Here is an 18,756-nt window from a genome sequence, read left to right on the forward strand (position 1 = left end):
ATTTGACATTGTCATCGCGCAACCGAGATCATGCTGACAGTTTGAGAACATTCCGTCGGAGTCGTTTTGTCATGCCGCTTCTGCTCAAAGGGTCCTGCCGCTGCAATGCCGTGCGCTTCGAGGTGCAGAGCCACACGCCGGCGCCGTTCATGCTGTGCTACTGCTCGATCTGCCGCAAGCAGCAAGGCGGCGGCGGCTTCGCCATCAATCTCGGCGCTGACAGCGAGACCTTGAGCGTCAAGGGCAAAAGAAACCTTGGCGTCTACCGGGCAGAGATCGAGGACGACGAGCATCCGAAGTGCGAAATATCGACCGGCGAACGCAATTTCTGCCGCAAATGTGGGTCGGCATTGTGGCTCTACGATCCGACCTGGCCGGAGCTCGTGCATCCCTTCGCCTCGGCGATCGACAACGACCTGCCGGAGCCGCCGAGCCGGGTGCATCTGATGCTGAAATACAAGGCCAACTGGGTCGAACCCGTGATCGGCAAGGGCGACAAGACGTTCGATGTCTACCCGGAGGAATCCATCGCCGACTGGCACAAGCGGACAGGCATGTGGGTGGATTAGCGTTCCTCGCCCCGTAAACGGGGCGAAGAAAGTCAGGCCGAGGCGCGCGCTTCCGCGAGGGCCTTGAGGTCGGCCGGCTTCAGTTCGACGGATTCGCCGCAGCCGCAGGCCGAACTCTGGTTCGGGTTGTGGAAGGTGAAGCCGGTGCGCAGCGTCGTCTGTTCGAAATCCATCTCGGTGCCGAACAGGAAAAGCGCGGCTTCAGGCGCCACATAAACGTGCGCGCCGTCGCGCTCGATATGGTCGTCCTTGGTGTTGGGTTCGGTCACCAGGTCGACCGTGTATTCCATGCCGGCGCAGCCGCCCTTCTTGATGCCGAGGCGAATGCCATGCGCGTTGTCGCGGGTGGCGACGATCTCGCGCACCCGGTCGGCGGCCTTTTCGGTCATCGTGATGACGGCAAAGCGTCCCATTCTTTTTCTCCGCATTCACGCAGGTTCAAGGCCTGCCGAACGATTCCTCACCTAAAATGGTGAAGTTTTATGACTGGCGCAAGTGCGCCAAACTTTGTCGGGCTCGACGCTAGTACCAACCCACCGCGACCTGCGCCTCTTCCGACATGCGGTCGGGCGACCAGGGCGGGTCGAAGGTCATGTTGACCTCGACGCCGGAAACGCCCTCGACGGCGCCGACGGCGTTTTCCACCCAGCCGGGCATTTCGCCGGCTACCGGGCAGCCCGGCGCGGTCAGCGTCATGTCGATCTTGACCGAGCGGTCGTCCTCGATGTCGATCTTGTAGACGAGGCCAAGTTCGTAGATGTCGGCCGGGATTTCCGGGTCGTAGACCGTCTTCAACGCCGAGACGATGTCGTCGGTCAGCCGCGCCAGTTCGTCGGCGGGAATGGTCGAAGCGGAGACGACGCTGTTGGCGGCGGTTTCCCGAGCGGTCTCGGCAGCGATGCTCGCATCATCCATGGTCGTCACCCAAAAAAATCGTCATCCGAAGAATTTGCGCGCTTTTTCAAGCGCATCGGCCAAAGCGTCGACTTCGGCCCTGGTATTATACATGCCGAACGATGCTCTGCATGTGGAGGTTACGCCAAAGCGTTTCAACAGCGGCTGGGCGCAATGGGTGCCCGCGCGGACAGCCACACCCTGCCTGTCTATCACCATCGACACGTCGTGGGCGTGAATTCCTTGCAGCTCGAAGGAAATGATGGCGCCCTTGCCCGGCGCGTCGCCGAAGATGCGCAGCGAGTTGATGGCACGCAGGCGCTCATGCGCATAGGTCTTGAGGTCTTCCTCGTGCGCGGCGATGCGTTCGCGGCCGATCTTTTCCATATAGTCGAGCGCAGCGCCCAGCCCGATCGCCTGCACGATCGGCGGCGTGCCGGCTTCGAAACGGTGCGGCGGTTCGTTGTAGGTGACGATGTCCTCCGTCACCTCCTCGATCATCTCGCCGCCGCCCATGAAGGGCCGCATGCCCGCAAGAATGTCCTTCTTGCCGTAGAGCACGCCGATGCCCGACGGGCCGTAGACCTTGTGGCCGGTGAAGACGAAGAAGTCGCAGTCGAGATCCTGCACGTCGAGCGGCATGTGCACGGCGCTCTGGCTGCCATCCACGAGGACGGGAATTCCACGCGCATGCGCAATGCGCACGATTTCCTTGATCGGCGTCACCGTGCCCAGAGCATTCGACATCTGGGTGATGGCGACCAGTTTGGTGCGATCGGTCAGCCGCTTCTCGAACTCCTCGATGTGGAAGACGCCGAGATCGTCGACCGGCACCCAGACCAGTTTCGCGCCCTGCCGCTCGCGGATGAAATGCCACGGCACGATGTTGGAGTGGTGCTCCATGATCGACAGCACGATCTCATCGCCCTCGCCGATGTTGGGCATGCCATAACCATAGGCGACGGTGTTGATGGCCGACGTCGTGTTCGAGGTGAAGACGATGTTGTCGGTGCTCGGTGCGTTCAGGAAACGACGCACCGTCTCACGCGCCTTCTCGTAGGCGTCGGTCGCGGCGTTGGAGAGGAAATGCAGGCCGCGATGGACGTTGGCGTATTCCTGGCTGTAGGCGTGCTGGATTGTATCCAGCACCACCTGCGGCTTCTGCGCCGAGGCGCCATTGTCGAGATAGACCAGCGGCTTGCCGTAGACCTCGCGCGACAGAATCGGGAAGTCGCGGCGGATCGCCTCGACGTCGTAGAAATCTCCGATCTTGCCCGGTGCGTTCATAGCTTCACCCGTGTGTCACGAACCATTCGTCGAGCTTGGCTTCAAGCGCATCGACGATCGTTTCGTCGTCCAGTTCCTCAATCACCTCGGCGACGAACGCCTTGACCAGCAGGCCGCGTGCGGTCTTTTCGTCGACGCCGCGCGCCATAAGGTAGAACAGATGGTCGTGGTCGATCTCGGTGACCGTCGCGCCATGGCCGCAGACGACGTCGTCGGCGAAGATTTCGAGCTCCGGTTTGGTCGAGAACTCGCCATCGTCCGACAGCAACAGCGTGTTGCAGGCCATCTTGGCGTTGGTCTTCTGCGCATATTGATGAACGTTGATGCGACCCTGGAAAACGCCGCGCGCTTTGCCCGTCACCACGTTGCGGATCACTTCCGTCGAGGCCGTGTGGGGAACGGCGTGGTCGAGCACCATGGTCACGTCGGTATGGGTGTCGCCGGCCAGGAGATTGATGCCACGCAGCGTGAAGTCGGCGCCTTCACCGGTCGTCCTGACCATGACCTCCTGGCGCACAAGCTTGCCGCCGGCGTTCATGACGAACAGCGTCAATTTCGCGTTCTTGCCGATATGGGCCTTGAACTGCGCCAGATGCGTTGCCGTTTCCGGCTGCTCCTGGACGATCAGCCACGTCACCTCGGCGCCCTCGCCGAGCACGAGCTGGCTCACCGAGCTGACGAGAGCAGCACCCTCGCCGGCCTGACGCTCTACTATAACAGCCTTGGCGCCAGCGCCGACGCGCACCATGAGGCGCCCATGCGTCTGGCCGCCGGCCTGCAGGTTCTGCAATTCGATCGGCTTTTCCAGTTCGGCGCCGTCGGCGATGTCGACAAAATAACCGTCGGCGACGAAAGCCGTGTTCAGCGCGCCGATGGCGTCATCGCTGCCATAGGGATCAAGCCCCGGCGCGATGCTGCCGTCGGTCAGTTTTTCCGCCAGGCGCTGCACGGTGACGCCCTCGACATCAGGCGTCTTCGTCCCCGACTTGCCATTCAGGATCGCCAGTACGGCGGAGCCTTCGACGATCGGTGCGAGAGCTTTGGGCGCGGCGGCGGGGTCGAAGTCCGGCACTGCGGTCAACAACCGGCGCAAATCGGTGTAGTGCCAGGATTCGATGCGCCGGGTCGGCAGGCCGTGCTTGACCCTCTCTATGGCGTCGTCGCGCTTCAGCATCACCGCGCCGTCGCCCGGCAGCAGCGACAGCCGGTCGCCGAACGCGTCGATCAACGCTGTTTCGGCCGGTGTCCGCTGGGGCTGAGTGTGCATATTCATCAGTTTGACCTTGCCTTCTGGCATCTCACGCGGCTTCGCCGATCACGCCGGCATAGCCATTGGCTTCGAGGTCGAGCGCCAGCGACTTGTCGCCGGACTTGATGACCTGACCCCTGTAGAGCACGTGCACGCTATCGGGCACGATGTGTTCGAGCAGGCGCTGGTAGTGGGTGATGACCAGGAAAGCGCGGTCGGGTGCGCGCAGCGCGTTGACGCCGTCGGAAACGATCTTCAGCGCATCGATGTCGAGGCCGGAATCGGTCTCGTCGAGCACGCAAAGCTTCGGCTCCAGCAGCTTCATCTGCAGGATCTCGGCGCGCTTCTTCTCGCCGCCGGAGAAGCCGACATTGAGCGGCCGCTTCAGCATCGCCATGTCCATGCTGAGCGAGGCGGCGGCTTCCTTCACCCGCTTCAGGAATTCCGGGATCTTCAGCGGCTCCTCGCCACGCGCCTTGCGCTGCTCGTTCATCGCCACCTTCAGGAATTCCATGGTCGCCACGCCCGGTATCTCCATCGGATACTGGAAGGCCAGGAAGATGCCCGACGTGGCGCGTTCGGCCGGATCCATTTCGAGGATCGACTGGCCGTTGTAGAGGATGTCGCCCTCGGTCACCTCATAGTCCTCGCGACCGGCGAGGATGTAGGACAGCGTCGATTTGCCCGAGCCGTTCGGACCCATGATCGCGGCGACCTCGCCGGCTTTCACCGTCAGGCTCAAGCCGCGGATGATTTCGGTGCCGTCATCGACGATACGGGCGTGCAGGTTTCTGATTTCAAGCATTCTTTTGTTTCCTGAATAACTGTCCGGTCAGCCGACCGAGCCCTCAAGCGAGATTCCGATCAGCTTCTGCGCCTCGACGGCGAACTCCATCGGCAGCTGCTGGATCACGTCCTTGACGAAGCCGTTGACGATCAGCGCGATCGCTTCCTCTTCGGGGATGCCGCGCTGCATGACGTAGAATTTCTGGTCCTCGGATATCTTCGACGTCGTCGCTTCGTGCTCGAACTGCGCCGTCGAATTCTTGGCTTCCATGTAGGGCACGGTGTGGGCGCCGCACTGGTCGCCGATCAGCAGACTGTCGCAGTTGGTGAAGTTGCGGGCGTTGGTCGCCTTGCGGTGCGCCGAAACCTGGCCGCGATAGGTGTTCTGCGAGAAGCCGGCGGCGATGCCCTTGGAGATGATGCGGCTCGACGTGTTCTTGCCGAGATGGATCATCTTGGTGCCGCTGTCGACCTGCTGGTAGCCGTTGGAAACGGCGATCGAATAGAACTCGCCGGAAGAATCGTCGCCGCGCAGGATGCAGCTTGGATACTTCCAGGTGATCGCCGAGCCGGTCTCGACCTGCGTCCACGAGATCTTCGAACGATCGCCGCGGCAGTCGCCGCGCTTGGTGACGAAATTGTAGATGCCGCCCTTGCCCTCGGCGTCGCCGGGGTACCAGTTCTGCACCGTCGAATATTTGATCTCGGCATCGTCGAGTGCCACCAGTTCGACGACCGCGGCATGCAGCTGGTTCTCATCGCGCTGCGGTGCCGTGCAGCCCTCGAGATAGGAGACGTAGGCCCCCTCCTCGGCGATGATCAGCGTGCGCTCGAACTGGCCGGTGTTCTTCTCGTTCATGCGGAAATAGGTCGACAGTTCCATCGGGCAGCGCACGCCCTTGGGCACGAAGACGAAGGAACCGTCGGTGAACACGGCGGAATTCAGCGTGGCGTAGTAGTTGTCGGAAGTCGGCACGACCGAGCCGAGATACTTCTTCACCAGTTCCGGATGCTCGCGGATGGCCTCCGAGATCGAGCAGAAGATAACGCCGGCCTGCGCCAGCTCCTTCTTGAAGGTGGTGACGACGGAGACGGAATCGAACACCGCATCGACGGCGACGCGGCCCGATTTGTAGACATTGTCGCTGACTTCCTCGAGTTCCGAGGCGTCGGTCTTCTGCACACCGGCGAGGATTTCCTGCTCCCGCAGCGGGATACCCAGCTTCTCATAGACCTTCAGCAATTCAGGATCGACATCGCTGAGCGACGTCGGGCCGGGCGTGCTCTTCGGCGCCGCGTAGTAGTAGATGTCCTGGAAATCGATCTTCGGGTAGTGAACGCGCGCCCAGGTCGGCTCGTCCAGCGTCAGCCAGCGGCGATACGCTTCCAGACGCCATTCCAGCATCCAGGACGGTTCGTCCTTCTTGGCCGAAATGAAACGGATGATGTCTTCGCTCAGGCCCTTGGGGGCCTTGTCCATCGCGATTTCGGTCTGGAATCCGTATTTGTATTGGTCGACGTCGATCTTTCGGACCCGATCGATCGTGTCCTGCACAGCAGGCATATGCGTTCTCCATCCACGCCGGGGTCAAGGCCCAGCAGTTTTCAAACTATGGCACCGCCGAATGAACGCCGAAGAGGCATTCGCGGCAGCGTAAGTTCCATATAGTGCGCTTCGACCGGAAATTCACCCGGCCAGCACGAAACGCACGGCTTTACCAGGCCGAAGGCCTGTCTTTATCCGGCCGCTGCTCATGCGGCCTTTTCCCTGTTCGTTCGACGCGCGGCGATTCCGGCCAGCGCGGTGCGGAACAGCTCGATGTCCTCGGCACCCGTCGCAGCCCCGATCGACACGCGCAACGCGCCAAGGCTGTCGCCATACCCCATGGCTTTCAGCACATGGCTCGGCCCGACCTTGCCCGACGAACAGGCGGAGCCGGCCGACAGCGCCACGCCGGCGAGATCGAAGGCGATCTGCGCGGTTTCGGCTTTGATGCCCGCAATAGCGAAGAATGTCGTGTTGGCAAGCCTTGGCGCGCCGGTTCCGAAGATTTCCACGTCCGGCACCAGCATTTTCACGATGGCCTCGATCTCGTCGCGGCGATGCCGCACCGCGTCCATGGCCTGCAGTCCATTGAGAGCCTCGCGTGCCGCCGCGCCAAAGCCGGCAATGGCGGCGAGGTTTTCCGTGCCGCCGCGATGACCCTTTTCCTGGCCACCGCCGTTGATCAGCGGCTTCGGCATCATCAGATCGGAGGCGGCGACGATGGCGCCGACGCCCTTGGGACCACCGATCTTGTGTGAGGACAGTATCAAATAATCGGCGTAACCCACTGACAGATCGATCGAAACGCGTCCCGCTGCCTGGACCGCGTCAACGACGAGGACGCCGCCCGCGGCCTTGACGATCCCGGCGATACGATCGATCGGCTGGATGACGCCGGTCTCGTTGTTGGCGGCATGGATGGCGACCAGCGGCAGGCCCTCGGCCTTGTCATGACGGCCAAGTGCCGCCGCCAACGCATCGAGATCAGCAATGCCATTGGCATCGACGCCGATCCGGGTCACCTGCGCTGCCGGGAAGCGCCCGCCATTCAGCAGGCAGGGATGATCTGCCTCGGACACGTAGAGACGGCTCATGCGCACGCTGCCGCGTCCCATCTGCCAGTCAGGCGTCAGCAGCGTCGAGGCGGCTTCGGTCGCGCCGGAGGTGAACACGACATGTTCAGGCTTGGCGTTGACCAGTGCCGCCACGTCGCGCCTTGCGGTCTCGATCAGGCGGCGTGCGGCGCGCCCCTCGGCGTGAACCGACGACGGGTTGGCGGCGACATCAAGTGCGGCGACCATAGCCTCGCGCGCCGCGGCAAGCAGCGGCGCACTGGCATTATGGTCAAGATAGGCGCGTATTCCGGCCATTTTCGTCCGTTTGGTCCCGTCAGAAGCCATTCCGCTGTCGTATGGCGTTATTTCCTTGAAATTCCAAGGCGAGCCGTCCTATTTACGCGGCTTGCGGCGCGGGTGGCCGGGCTCGACGTCTGGCCACTCAGTTTTGAACAATTCTAAACTAGCTTCTAAGAAGACGCTCGCCCTGCGTCAAGGCCAGAGGAAGACACGTTCCGGGCGCCGCGCATTCTTATACCCAAGTGGAGTATTTCATGCCTGAGGTCATTTTCACCGGTCCTGCCGGCCGTCTGGAGGGACGCTACCAGCCTTCCAAGGAGAAGAGCGCGCCGATTGCCATCATCCTGCACCCGCATCCGCAATTCGGCGGCACGATGAACAACAAGATCGTCTACGACCTCTTCTACATGTTCCAGAAGCGGGATTTCACCACGCTTCGCTTCAATTTCCGCGGCATCGGCCGCAGCCAGGGCGAGTTCGATCACGGCACCGGCGAGTTGTCGGACGCCGCCGCCGCGTTGGACTGGGTGCAGTCGCTGCATCCGGATTCCAAGAGCTGCTGGGTCGCCGGTTATTCCTTCGGCTCCTGGATCGGCATGCAGCTTTTGATGCGCCGGCCGGAGATCGAAGGCTTCATCTCGATCGCACCACAGCCCAACACCTATGATTTCTCGTTCCTGGCGCCCTGCCCGTCATCAGGCCTGATCATCCACGGCGATGCCGACAAGGTGGCGCCGCCGAAGGATGTGCAAGGCCTGGTCGACAAGCTGCACACGCAAAAGGGCATCACCATCACGCAGAAGACCTTGCCCGGCGCCAACCATTTCTTCGCCAATGACGCCGACCTGCTGCTCGCGGAATGCGCCGACTATCTCGATCGCCGGCTGGCTGGCGAATTGTCGGATCCGCGGCCGAAGCGGTTGAGATAAGCAAGGAGCGGGCAGCGATGTACGAGCCTCCTCATTTCAGGGAAACGCGGCCGGAAATCCTGCACGGGCTGATCCGGGCGCATCCGCTGGGCCTGTTGATTTGCAACGGTGCCGAGGGGCCGGTCGCCAACGCCATCCCGTTCCTGCTCGACGCCCCCTCGGGGCTTAATGAAGACCTCCCGGCGAACGGCAGGCTGCGCGCCCATCTGGCGAAGGCCAATCCGCAATGGCAGCTGTTGGCCGACAATCCGGCCTCACCGGTGCTGATCGTCTTCCAGGGCACCGATGCCTATGTGACGCCCTCCTGGTACGAGACCAAGCGCGAGACCGGCAAGGTGGTGCCGACCTGGAATTATGCCATCGTGCAGGTCCGCGGCACCGTCAAGGTGATCGATGACCAGGACTGGCTGGCGCGGCAGATCGCCGACCTGACCGCATCCCAGGAAGGCGCTCGCGCCGCGCCCTGGGCGGTGACCGATGCGCCGGCGCCCTTCATCCAGTCGCAGATCAAGGGCATCATCGGGCTGGAAATCGAGATCAGCGAGATCCACGGCAAGTGGAAGGTCAGCCAGAACCGGCCTGTCGCCGATCGCGCCGGCGTTGCGCAGGGACTCGAAAGCGAAGACCACCGCTCGCCCGACATGGCCCGCCTGGTCAGATCCTACGGCGGCCTGGACGGCAATTAGGCTGCGGCAAGCCCGAGCACTCAGCCAACTCTCGTTGCCGGGCCGATCAGCCGAAACGTCTTCTTGCGGACCGGCAATCCCGACCGTGCCGCCGGACGGAAGATGAAGCCGAGCCGGGCGAAGACCAGCCCGCACGCCAGCGCGAAGGCGCAGCCAAGGCCGAAGCCGGCAACGGTGTCGCTGGGATAATGCGCGCCGACGAAGACGCGCGTCGAGGCGATGCAGGCCGTGATCGCCAGGGCGATGTACCAGCGCCGCGGAAACAACAGCAGGGCAACCCCGAACACGGCGCCCATGGTCGTGGCGTGACCTGACGGGAAGCCGGCGAAGCGCGCATCAAAGGCAAAGGGATGCAAGGCCAGCACACCAAAATCGTCGAAATACAGCGGGCGGGCCCGACCGATCGCATATTTCAGCAGGTTGACGGCCAGGCCCGACAGGCCGGCGGCGCTCAGCACCAGAAATGCCAGGCAGGTCCAGTTGTAGACCAGCATCAGCGACCGTCTTGAGAGGCTTCGCCAGTCCGTCAGGTTCGCGGCGACGAGCAAAAGCGCCGATGGAATGAGATACCAGCCACCCAGGCCGAACTGCGTGAAAAAGTCGGCCAGACGGACGAACCCTGGCGACCATTGGCCGTGTAGCATTCCCGCCGGGGTATCGAGGCGAACAAACGCTGCCGCCGTCAGCAAGGCCCAGGCCAGACCCCAGACCGGCCACACTGTATCAGGGTATCTGGCGGGACGGGCGGCAAAGCGCTTTGTTGCGATCTGCATCGTATCGCGAAAATTGTCGAGGGATCGGCGCCCCACTCCAAGGAGCATACCGGAAACGGAAGGGCGCGATTTCACGAGCATAGGAAATTCGACCCTGTCATCGACGAGCCGTCATTGGGCCACACGATAGAGGCCGAGCGACAGTTTGTCTCCCGACGAATAGTTGAGGCCGTCGATCAGGGCAACGCGGTTCACCGTTTTGCCTTGTGCCGCCAGCAGGCCATTCAGTTTTTGCTCGTCAGCAACCGATGCCAGCCCCAGCGCACAGGCCGGATCGGTAAACAGATGCCTGGCGACGCCCTCGACATTGGTCAGCACCGTTTTCGTGCCGACCAGGAACACCAGGCTCGGTTCCTGGTATCGCGACGAGGCCAGCACGGTGGTGTCGCAGGGCTTGTTGGCGCGCACCGCCGCCTCGATGGCCGGGCTCAGCCAGATCGGCTTCAGCGACGGCGCGATGACGCCGAACAGCAGCGCATAGGTGATGCCCGCGCAAACGGCGATGGCGCCGATGCGGCCGAGCGGCACTTGCAACTGCCGCGAGAAGGCGAAGTAGCCGGCGCCGAGCGCGGCGGCCGCAGCCGGGATGCTCCACCAGGAGAACGTGCCTGTGAGGTAGATCGGCGCTCCGACGCTGACTGCCGCCAGACCGAGGCTGACCACGGCGAGACCGAACGCGGTCGACCACCACAACCAATCCTGCCAGCGCCGGAGCGGCGCATTCGCATCCTGCGGCTGCAATGTCAGCAACCAGCCGATCAGCAATGCCATGCCGGGATAGGCCGGCAGGACATAGTGTGGCAGCTTGGTCGGGATCAGCTCGAACACCAGCCAGAACGGGATGTACCAGGCGAGGCAGAAGCGCAGCCGGGGGTCATCGCGCAAGCGGTTGAGGGCCTGGAGCCCGGCGCCGACCGCGATCAGGCCAAAGGGCCACATGAACAGCGAATAGGTCAGCATGTAGAAGCCGGGCGGCAGGCCGTGCGATTCCTCTCCCGATGCGACCTTGCCGAGCATGTCCTTGCCGACGGCCTGCTGCAGGAAGGCGCCATGGCTTTTCCAGGTGATCAGGGCAAGCCAGGGCAGTACGATCAGCACGACGAGTGCCAGGCCGCGCCCCGCCTTGAGCTTCGACAGCCAGCGCCCGTCGCGCTCGAAGGCAAACAGCACGGCGATGGTGAGTGCCGACAGCAGCGGCGCGATCGGTCCCTTGATGAGGATCGCAGCACCCTGCGCGACCCAGAAGATCCACCAGAGATGGCCGGCGACAGGTTGGTTGCGGCGCGACGCCAGATAGATCTGCGCCAGCGCGCCCTGCGCCGCCACGCAGCAGGCCAGCAGCATCGCATCGGTCTTGGCGTCGCGGCCTTCGAAGGCGGTGGCGAAAATCGCCGCCATGACCAAGCCGGCGGCGATGCCGGCACTGGCCCCGAACAGATTGGTGCCGGTCCAGACGATGCCGACAACGGCAATGGCGATGCCGAGCGCCGAGACCAGGCGATAGACCCAGATCGGCGCTTGGGCGCCCTCGCCGCTCAGCGCCACGGCCGCCGATTGCAGCCAGTAGATGCCGATCGGCTTCTGGTAGCGCGAGGCGTCCTGAAAGCGGATGTCGACGTAGTCGCCGCTCTCGGCCATCTGCTTGGTGGCCTGGACGAAGCGCGACTCGTCGCGGTCGATCGGCGGCAGCGACGCCAGTCCCGAAACCGTCATCACCAGGCTGAACAGGAAGAGAAGGATGTAATTCCTGTTCACCGCCATGTTCCAGCCTCTGTCATTTTCTCTCGATGTGCCGGGCTGCTCAATCGACCGCTGCTCAATCGACCTTGGTCATCGCCGCCGCCTTGCGCTCGTTCGCGATCAGCCAGAGGTTGCGGATATAAATGAGCATGCCCATGGCCTGGCCGGCGATGAACACCGGATCCTGGCGCACGATCGCATAGATCAGAAGCAGGCCGCCACCGAACAGGGAAAAGAACCAGAAGGCGACCGGCACCACGCTGCGCTTGGCCTTTTCCGAGGCGAGCCACTGCACGACGAAGCGCATGGTGAAGAAGAACTGCGCGACGAAGCCGAGCAGAATCCACGCATCGAACTGCTTGATGAAAACCTGGTGAAGCCAGGTCACCAGGTCCTGAAGCACGTTAACCACGGCTGATTTCCTCTACTTTGGGCATTCTGCGGCGCCGGCGGCGTAGCCACCAGACGCCGCCCAGATCGAGCGCGCCCTGCAGGCCGCGATCGAAAATCCCGTAATTCGACTTGCCATGCCGGCGCGAGCGATCGATGACATCGCAATGCACCACGCGATAGCCCTCCTGGATGACCAGGGCGGGAACAAAGCGATGGGTGCCGTCGAAGAACGGCAATTTGCGCAGGATATCGGCATGGACCGCCTTGAGGCCGCAGCCGGTGTCGCGCGTCTCATCATGCAGGATGGCATTTCTCAGCCAGTTGGCGAAACGTGAAGCCAGTTGCTTGACCTTGCTGTCACGGCGCTTGAGGCGTTGCCCTTGCGCGGCGCCGAAATCGGGGCCGGCCTGCCGCAAGGCATCGACCAGCACCGGAATGTATTGAGGGTCGTTCTGGCCATCGCCGTCGATCGTGGCGACGACGCTGCCGCGCGCCGCCCAGGCACCCGAACGCACCGAAAGGCTCTGGCCGGCGGATTTCCGGTGCCGCAATTCGCGCACCGGAAACGGGCGAAGTGCCGCTTGAGCCGCGAGCACGGCAGCGGTGTCGTCGGTCGAGCCATCGTTGACGATGATCAGTTCGAAGTCGCGCCCGGCCATGGCGGCCTCGATCTCGTCGATCAACAGCGGCAGATTTGCCGCCTCGTTCCTGCAAGGAATGACGATGGATATCAATGCGTCCGGCATGTCGCGTCGGGGCTCTGTCGTCGGATATGGCATTTATGGATGCCGGGCGGTGCCGCTGAGGTCGTGGACTGCAAGAACCTTTTGGCGCGGCGCCTCATTACGCCAGCCCAAACGATGAAGCAAGCATGAGGTCGGATCGTCGCCGACGGCATCCGCGCGGCCGCAAAACCGGATTCCACTTTTGCTGACCGCTATCCCCGAGTTAAGCGCGATCGGACGCAAAACCGGATTCCACTTTTGCTGACCGCGCTTGGGTGCTAAACGCGCGCGTTCATGCACGCCATGCCCGGGCCAGACTGGCCGGACGCTTTCGGGAAAGAAAAAATGCCTGCCTTCAAATCCGACTTCCTGCGCACAATGAGCGAGCGCGGTTTCATCCACCAGACTTCGGATGATGCCGGCCTCGACAATCTCTTCGCCACGGAGACGGTAACGGCCTATATCGGCTTCGACGCGACCGCCAGGAGCCTGCATGCCGGCTCGCTGATCCAGATCATGATGCTGCACTGGCTGCAGCAGACAGGCCACCGGCCGATCGCGCTGATGGGCGGCGGCACCTCGATGATCGGCGATCCGTCCTTCAAGGACGAGGCGCGCAAGCTTTTGACCCCGCAGGACATCGACGACAACCTCGTCGGCATCCGCCGCAACTTCATGCCGTACCTCAAATTCGGCAGCGGGCCGAACGATGCGATCATGGTCAACAACGCCGACTGGCTGATGGAGATCAACTACGTCAATTTCCTGCGCGACGTCGGCCGTCACTTTTCGGTCAACCGCATGCTCGCCTTCGATTCCGTCAAGCTGCGGCTCGATCGTGAGCAGTCGCTGTCGTTCCTCGAATTCAACTACATGATCCTGCAGGCCTATGATTTCGTCGAGCTCTACAAGCGCCTCGGCTGCCGCCTGCAGATGGGCGGCTCCGACCAGTGGGGCAACATCATCAACGGTATCGATCTCGGCCGCCGTATGGAGGACGCGCAGCTCTATGCGCTGACCACGCCGCTGCTCACGACATCGTCGGGCGCCAAGATGGGCAAGTCGGCCTCCGGCGCGGTCTGGCTCGATGCTGAGATGCTGAGCCCTTACGAGTTCTGGCAATACTGGCGCAACACCGAGGACGCCGACGTCGGCCGCTTCCTGAAACTCTACACGACGCTGCCGCTGGACGAGGTCGCGCGGCTCGAGCATCTCGGCGGATCCGAGATCAACGAGGCCAAGAAGATCCTCGCCACCGAGATCACAGCCTTGCTGCACGGCCGCGCGGCGGCGGAACAAGCCAGCGATACGGCGCGCAAGACATTCGAGGAAGGCGCACTCGCCGAATCGCTGCCGACTGTCGAGGTGGAAAATGCCAGGCTCGAAGCCGGCGTCGGCGTCCTGTCGCTGCTCGTCACCGCCGGACTGGCGGCGTCGAACGGCGAGGCGCGGCGGCATGTGCAAGGCGGTGCGGTGCGGCTGAACGATCAGCCTGTCAGCGACGAGCGCCGGCTGGTGAAGCTTGAGGATTTGAGTCCGGAAAACGTCGTAAAGCTTTCTCTGGGCAGGAAAAAACACATTCTGGTGCGACCGGTCTGAGGCGCCACGTATTGGTTCTGCGGTAAGCTCGTTAGCGGCTTTGACAACGACGACGATCGCCGGGCGATCATCGCAACGTCATATGCAACCAATTCGGTTTGACCCCATTTCATTGACATCATGCGCAGCGGTGTGTATTGATACACACATGAAGAGCGGCGATGTGATTGCAAAGTTGGTCGCCGATGGATGGTTCGAAGTTGCTCGAAAAGGCAGTCATGCTCAATTCAAGCACAACGACAAACCGGGACGGGTCACCGTTCCACACCCCAAACGAGACATTCCCATCGGCACCTTGCGTAGCATCGAAAAGCAATCCGGATTGACGCTGAGGTGAGAGACGTGAAGCAGTATATCGGACTTATCCATAAGGATGCCGAAAGTGACTTCGGCGTGTCTTTTCCTGATTTTCCCGGCGTGGTTACGGCAGGTAAGGACTTAGACGACGCCCGAGTTATGGCCGAAGAGGCCCTCGCCTTTCATGTCGAAGGGCTTGTTGGGGACGGAGAGGCTATTCCAGAGCCCTCGTCTCTGGCTGAGGTTATGGCGTCAGCTGTCAACCGTGATGGTGTGGCCATTCTGGTTGGCGTCAAAACCGAGGTAAAAAAGGCGGTGCGAGTAAACGTCACTCTACCGGATGACGTTCTTCAGCGGATCGATGCGTTTGCTGAAGCGCACGGCTATACCCGATCTGGTTTTCTCGCCAAGGCGGCAGAGAAGGCAATGCAGCAGCAAGAGACTGCCTGACTTTCATTAAAGAGCCCCAGCCCTTGCCTTCGAAGCGCTAATGCTCACCGATATTCGAAGATCGACCTGAATATCCCGGGCGCGATCACCGACAGCGGGTTGATGTCCAGCTGCGGCTTGTTGGCATTGCCCTTGAGCCGGTAGGTGACGCCGATCAGGCCGCGGTCGCGGCCGTTGCCGAGAAGCGCGCCAACGATCGGCAATTCGCCGAAGATGCGATTGAGGCCATAGACCGGCATGAACGTGCCGGTCATGTCCATGTTGTTGTCCTGGTCGTAGAGCATGCCCTGGAACGTCGTGCCGATACGGGGGCCGCGCAGCACGCCATTGGCCAGTTTCAGATAGCCGCTGCCCTTGTCGATCTCGGCGTAGCCGCGTTCGAACTGCACCCGCGACGTATCCAGATTGCCCTTGACCGCCTGATTGAGGCTGCGGCTGTCGCCGGCCGGCGTGGTCGAGACGATGGAGGCCAGTTTCGGTTCGTTGACCACGAAAAAGTTGCTGGTATCCACCTTGCCCGTCAGCGATCCGTCGCTCGGCCCCGCCAGCGAAAGGGTGATCGCGCCGCCTTCCATGTGCTCGTAGATGTTGAGAAACCGAAGGATGGCGCCGGCGTCCGCGGACTGCATGTTGAGCGTCCGCCGGCCGGCGCCGGTCGTGTTGCTGATGGTGATCGCGGCGCCCGAACTTGCCGTGGCGCTGACCTTCAGCCCGTTCACGCGCGAGCCGGCAGCGCTGTAGTCAAGCTTCAGGTTGGACAATTGCTCATCGTGGAAACCGGTCAGCTGGTCGACATCGGCGCTGACGGAAATGGCGTCGGACCCTGTGGTCTTGGTCGCCGTGTCGACGTCCGAGGTGAACTGCTTGATGAGAGAGCGGGCATCCAGCGCGTTGCCTGATATGTCGACCGCATAGCCCTTGCCGGATCGTTTCACCGACACCGCGACGTCGTCGCCCCTGTTCAAGGCGACCTTGCTGAACTTTGCGGAAGACAAAGCGCCATTGACCAGCACGATGCCGCCGTCGACGGAAAAGGTCTTTCCGTCGAGGTTGAAGTCGGACAGCGTCGTGGTGTCGCCGGACTTGGTCATGACGAATGTGACAGTGGCGGGGACCCCTGCCCCTTTGCTCCAGCCCGTCCAGGGTATGTCCAGCCTGGCGTTGGTCAGATCGGCCGAGACGTTCTGGTCGCCACTGCCGCTCTTGTCGATCGCGACCTTCACCGTTCCGGAAAGCAGCGGCGTCAAACCGGGCATCGCGGCGGCACGGATCTTGTCGTCGAGCACCAGGGCCACTTTGCGGCTGGGCGGCGGCCCGCCATCTCCGAGCGGGTCAACCAGGTCGAGTTCGGCCGGAATGCCGTTCAGCGACGCCTTGGCGGAGATCACCGCCTTCTCCGGATCGATGGTGATCGAACCGTCGGCATCGGTCACGGTCTGGCCCTCGAACGGCTTGGCCAATGACATGCCGCTATAGTCGAGCGACACCAGCCAATCGAGCTTGGAACTATCCACACCCGACTGCAGCGGAATATCGGCCCTGACATGGCCGGTGACACTGCCCGACAGGTCTTCCGGTAAAAGGCCGACATGGCGCATGGCGTTGATCGGCTCGTAGGAGGCGAGTTCGGCGATGGCGGACGCGTCGCCGTCAACGTCGATGTCGAGCGCGCCGATGACCGGCGGATGGTTGGCCGCCTTGACCGTCAGCGTGCCGTTGCTGGCCGCCACGGTGCGGCCGCTGGGCATGTAGACGGTGCCCGAGGAGAGCGAGATGTCGACGTCGTTGCCATGGAATCCGACGACGCCGACCGCGTCGCGTATCGGTGGAATGCGGCCGGCCGTGTCAAACCGCGATCCCGCGATCTGGAAGCGGCCGAACACCTCATCGGCGGACAGCGGCACGCCATTGCCGAGACGGTCCGGGACGACGTGGAACTGGAGGTTGGCGTCGACGACGCGGCCGCCGAACAAATTGGACAGCACCCACAGCCGGGCGTTGCGTGCCGAAAACCACGGCCAAAGCTGCTTGACGTGAGAGACCTGCATATTGTGGACGTTGAACGCCAGATTGATCCCCGGCGCCTTGCCGTCGACGAACTCCACGGCGGCGGTGCCTAGCACCTCGCCGGAGGCGGCGGAGCGAAGCGCGATCTGCTCGGCCACCAGTCTGTGGCTCACCGTGTTGTAGACCCCGGCAATCCGGGCGAGGAAGGTGAGCGCAGGCTCAGGCGACTCCGAGGGCGCCAGCGACGAACCGTCGCTGGTCAGGTCGTAGCGATAGGACGGTTCCTCACCTGCCGCTCCGGTTGCCGGCTTCGGCCCGATCGAGCCGGCGAAATCGAATGTCGACCGGCCGGTCTTCAGCAGCAATCTGTCCACCTGGACCTTGTTGCTGCCGGCAACCAACGTCGCGTTGACATCGACATCGGCTGGCAGCAACCCGCGTGTGCCAAGATCGAGCACGGAACCCGTTGATGACAGGGCGGCCGTCAGCCGCGATGCATTCGTGCCGGAGCCTTCCGATCCCGTCAGCTTCAGCGCGACCGCGCCCAACTTTCCGGCAGCGGCCGTGGTGTCAGCGGCGCCCGTGGCAAGACTGGCATCCGCCAGATCGATGCTCGCATCCAATGCCGTCACGCGGTGTGCCGCGATATCGCGGGTGGCGGACGCGGTAACGGCAACCGCCCTGCCGTCGACATCCGCTTGCGACGAAAACTGCATGCCGCCCGGTCCCGACTGCACGACCGCGGCGTCGGTGACTTTGACCAGCTTGATCGTTCCGGTTTCGGGCAGCACGAATTCGACATTGCGAAGATCGATCCGGTTGAGCGAATCTTGCCGCACGGCGTCGAGCGCGCTGTGGACGTTGCCGAACACCGCGGCGGACAGTTTCTCGGGATCGATGAGGCCGTCCTGATTGCGCAGCGCCACAGTCCAGTCGCCGCCGGACGGCATTGCCGCCACGACGATGCGCGCGTCGGAAATCCTGGCGCTGGTCAGCCGCACGTCCCCCCACAGCAGCGGTATCAGGCGCACGCCGAAGCGCACGCGGCCCGCATCGGCCATCGGCCTGCCGTCGGCGGTCTTGAGGCTGATGTCGCTGACTTGCAATGCAATGAAGCTCGATCCGTCAAGGGTGATGCGCGCCGGTCCGACCGAAACGTCGACATCGACGCCGGCCAGTTTCTCGATGGCGGTTTCCGCTTCCGTGCGAAGCCGCTCGGAGCCAACGCCGGACACTCCGACCAGATAGACGATGACTACCGACAACAAGACGAAGCTTGCGAAACCGGCGAACACCCTTGCCAGGATACGCAATCCGCGCCCGATCCGCGCCTGACCGAGCGGCGGCACGCGACACGCGGACGGAAACGTCCCCAGGTCGGTGATCTCATCCCGCCTGAACCGGATCTTCTCGTGCTGCGGTTGCTCCTGATCCACGCAATTTTCCGTTGTACGAACTCGATCGTGGACGA

At 62.8% G+C, this 18,756-nt stretch carries 18 protein-coding genes; 6 read left to right on the top strand and 12 right to left on the bottom strand.

Annotated elements, in window-relative coordinates; genetic code table 11:
* The first annotated feature begins 71 nt into the window (after window positions 1–71).
* Window positions 72–569 carry a GFA family protein gene (locus ACFSQT_RS38645; RefSeq protein ID WP_379027222.1) on the top strand — a complete coding sequence of 166 codons (498 nt, stop codon included), beginning with the start codon at window positions 72–74 and terminating at the stop codon, window positions 567–569.
* A 32-nt stretch (window positions 570–601) separates the two neighbouring features.
* Here the strand turns inward: ACFSQT_RS38645 and sufA are convergent, their stop codons facing one another.
* From sufA to ACFSQT_RS38680, 7 genes are all read right to left on the bottom strand, one after another.
* Entirely contained in the window at window positions 602–982 is a 381-nt protein-coding gene (gene sufA / locus ACFSQT_RS38650) for a Fe-S cluster assembly scaffold SufA (RefSeq protein WP_013532156.1), read from the bottom strand.
* 109 nt (window positions 983–1,091) lie between these two features.
* The gene (locus ACFSQT_RS38655; protein WP_379027223.1) at window positions 1,092–1,484 is read right to left on the bottom strand and encodes an SUF system Fe-S cluster assembly protein; all 393 of its coding nucleotides are present in this window, start codon (window positions 1,482–1,484) and stop codon (window positions 1,092–1,094) included.
* Between the two features lie 21 nt (window positions 1,485–1,505).
* Window positions 1,506–2,750, bottom strand: coding sequence for a cysteine desulfurase (locus ACFSQT_RS38660; RefSeq protein ID WP_379027224.1), 1,245 nt, complete (start codon window positions 2,748–2,750; stop codon window positions 1,506–1,508).
* 4 nt (window positions 2,751–2,754) lie between these two features.
* Window positions 2,755–4,023, bottom strand: a complete 1,269-nt coding sequence (sufD, locus tag ACFSQT_RS38665; protein ID WP_379027225.1) for a Fe-S cluster assembly protein SufD — start codon at window positions 4,021–4,023, stop codon at window positions 2,755–2,757.
* A gap of 25 nt (window positions 4,024–4,048) precedes the next feature.
* The gene (sufC, locus tag ACFSQT_RS38670; protein WP_352602716.1) at window positions 4,049–4,804 is read right to left on the bottom strand and encodes a Fe-S cluster assembly ATPase SufC; all 756 of its coding nucleotides are present in this window, start codon (window positions 4,802–4,804) and stop codon (window positions 4,049–4,051) included.
* A 27-nt stretch (window positions 4,805–4,831) separates the two neighbouring features.
* Window positions 4,832–6,349, bottom strand: coding sequence for a Fe-S cluster assembly protein SufB (gene sufB / locus ACFSQT_RS38675; protein ID WP_379027226.1), 1,518 nt, complete (start codon window positions 6,347–6,349; stop codon window positions 4,832–4,834).
* A 188-nt stretch (window positions 6,350–6,537) separates the two neighbouring features.
* Window positions 6,538–7,701, bottom strand: coding sequence for a cysteine desulfurase family protein (locus ACFSQT_RS38680; RefSeq protein ID WP_379027227.1), 1,164 nt, complete (start codon window positions 7,699–7,701; stop codon window positions 6,538–6,540).
* Window positions 7,702–7,940: 239 nt separating this feature from the next.
* On the opposite strand from ACFSQT_RS38680, the gene ACFSQT_RS38685 reads away from it, so the two are divergent.
* Together ACFSQT_RS38685 and ACFSQT_RS38690 are read left to right on the top strand one after the other, a co-directional pair.
* Window positions 7,941–8,615, top strand: coding sequence for an alpha/beta hydrolase (locus tag ACFSQT_RS38685; protein ID WP_379027228.1), 675 nt, complete (start codon window positions 7,941–7,943; stop codon window positions 8,613–8,615).
* Window positions 8,616–8,632: 17 nt separating this feature from the next.
* A complete protein-coding gene (locus ACFSQT_RS38690) occupies window positions 8,633–9,301 on the top strand; it encodes an FMN-binding negative transcriptional regulator (protein ID WP_379027229.1) in 669 nt (222 codons plus the stop codon).
* Between the two features lie 20 nt (window positions 9,302–9,321).
* On the opposite strand, the gene ACFSQT_RS38695 is transcribed toward ACFSQT_RS38690, so the two are convergent.
* From ACFSQT_RS38695 to ACFSQT_RS38710, 4 genes are all read right to left on the bottom strand, one after another.
* Window positions 9,322–10,074, bottom strand: coding sequence for a phosphatase PAP2 family protein (locus ACFSQT_RS38695; RefSeq protein WP_379027230.1), 753 nt, complete (start codon window positions 10,072–10,074; stop codon window positions 9,322–9,324).
* A 111-nt stretch (window positions 10,075–10,185) separates the two neighbouring features.
* Complete coding sequence (locus ACFSQT_RS38700) at window positions 10,186–11,835, bottom strand: ArnT family glycosyltransferase (RefSeq protein ID WP_379027231.1); 1,650 nt, start codon at window positions 11,833–11,835, stop codon at window positions 10,186–10,188.
* Between the two features lie 55 nt (window positions 11,836–11,890).
* Complete coding sequence (locus tag ACFSQT_RS38705; RefSeq protein ID WP_379027232.1) at window positions 11,891–12,226, bottom strand: lipid-A-disaccharide synthase N-terminal domain-containing protein; 336 nt, start codon at window positions 12,224–12,226, stop codon at window positions 11,891–11,893.
* Window positions 12,219–12,953: a glycosyltransferase family 2 protein gene (locus ACFSQT_RS38710; protein ID WP_379027233.1), complete on the bottom strand. Its 735-nt coding sequence runs from the start codon at window positions 12,951–12,953 to the stop codon at window positions 12,219–12,221. Before ACFSQT_RS38710 ends, ACFSQT_RS38705 begins: the two co-directional genes overlap by 8 nt.
* 324 nt (window positions 12,954–13,277) lie before the next feature.
* On the opposite strand from ACFSQT_RS38710, the gene tyrS reads away from it, so the two are divergent.
* From tyrS to ACFSQT_RS38725, 3 genes are all read left to right on the top strand, one after another.
* A complete protein-coding gene (tyrS, locus tag ACFSQT_RS38715) occupies window positions 13,278–14,531 on the top strand; it encodes a tyrosine--tRNA ligase (protein WP_379027234.1) in 1,254 nt (417 codons plus the stop codon).
* 148 nt (window positions 14,532–14,679) lie between these two features.
* Complete coding sequence (locus tag ACFSQT_RS38720) at window positions 14,680–14,868, top strand: type II toxin-antitoxin system HicA family toxin (RefSeq protein WP_379027235.1); 189 nt, start codon at window positions 14,680–14,682, stop codon at window positions 14,866–14,868.
* A gap of 5 nt (window positions 14,869–14,873) precedes the next feature.
* Complete coding sequence (locus tag ACFSQT_RS38725; RefSeq protein WP_379027236.1) at window positions 14,874–15,278, top strand: type II toxin-antitoxin system HicB family antitoxin; 405 nt, start codon at window positions 14,874–14,876, stop codon at window positions 15,276–15,278.
* Between the two features lie 44 nt (window positions 15,279–15,322).
* On the opposite strand, the gene ACFSQT_RS38730 is transcribed toward ACFSQT_RS38725, so the two are convergent.
* Window positions 15,323–18,721 (bottom strand): hypothetical protein, encoded by a 3,399-nt coding sequence (locus ACFSQT_RS38730; protein WP_379027237.1) that lies wholly within the window; start codon window positions 18,719–18,721, stop codon window positions 15,323–15,325.
* Between the last annotated feature and the right edge of the window lie 35 nt (window positions 18,722–18,756).

Source organism: Mesorhizobium calcicola, from assembly GCF_042682105.1.
Taxonomy (GTDB): Bacteria; Pseudomonadota; Alphaproteobacteria; order Rhizobiales; family Rhizobiaceae; genus Mesorhizobium; species Mesorhizobium calcicola.

What these genes read in the sequence shown, in the direction of transcription:
- ACFSQT_RS38645 (WP_379027222.1), top strand. Translation starts at nt 72, where the DNA reads ATGCCGCTTCTGCTCAAAGGGTCCTGCCGCTGCAATGCCGTGCGCTTC.
- sufA (WP_013532156.1), bottom strand. Translation starts at nt 982, where the DNA reads ATGGGACGCTTTGCCGTCATCACGATGACCGAAAAGGCCGCCGACCGG.
- ACFSQT_RS38655 (WP_379027223.1), bottom strand. Translation starts at nt 1,484, where the DNA reads ATGGATGATGCGAGCATCGCTGCCGAGACCGCTCGGGAAACCGCCGCC.
- ACFSQT_RS38660 (WP_379027224.1), bottom strand. Translation starts at nt 2,750, where the DNA reads ATGAACGCACCGGGCAAGATCGGAGATTTCTACGACGTCGAGGCGATC.
- sufD (WP_379027225.1), bottom strand. Translation starts at nt 4,023, where the DNA reads ATGAATATGCACACTCAGCCCCAGCGGACACCGGCCGAAACAGCGTTG.
- sufC (WP_352602716.1), bottom strand. Translation starts at nt 4,804, where the DNA reads ATGCTTGAAATCAGAAACCTGCACGCCCGTATCGTCGATGACGGCACC.
- sufB (WP_379027226.1), bottom strand. Translation starts at nt 6,349, where the DNA reads ATGCCTGCTGTGCAGGACACGATCGATCGGGTCCGAAAGATCGACGTC.
- ACFSQT_RS38680 (WP_379027227.1), bottom strand. Translation starts at nt 7,701, where the DNA reads ATGGCCGGAATACGCGCCTATCTTGACCATAATGCCAGTGCGCCGCTG.
- ACFSQT_RS38685 (WP_379027228.1), top strand. Translation starts at nt 7,941, where the DNA reads ATGCCTGAGGTCATTTTCACCGGTCCTGCCGGCCGTCTGGAGGGACGC.
- ACFSQT_RS38690 (WP_379027229.1), top strand. Translation starts at nt 8,633, where the DNA reads ATGTACGAGCCTCCTCATTTCAGGGAAACGCGGCCGGAAATCCTGCAC.
- ACFSQT_RS38695 (WP_379027230.1), bottom strand. Translation starts at nt 10,074, where the DNA reads ATGCAGATCGCAACAAAGCGCTTTGCCGCCCGTCCCGCCAGATACCCT.
- ACFSQT_RS38700 (WP_379027231.1), bottom strand. Translation starts at nt 11,835, where the DNA reads ATGGCGGTGAACAGGAATTACATCCTTCTCTTCCTGTTCAGCCTGGTG.
- ACFSQT_RS38710 (WP_379027233.1), bottom strand. Translation starts at nt 12,953, where the DNA reads ATGCCGGACGCATTGATATCCATCGTCATTCCTTGCAGGAACGAGGCG.
- tyrS (WP_379027234.1), top strand. Translation starts at nt 13,278, where the DNA reads ATGCCTGCCTTCAAATCCGACTTCCTGCGCACAATGAGCGAGCGCGGT.
- ACFSQT_RS38720 (WP_379027235.1), top strand. Translation starts at nt 14,680, where the DNA reads ATGAAGAGCGGCGATGTGATTGCAAAGTTGGTCGCCGATGGATGGTTC.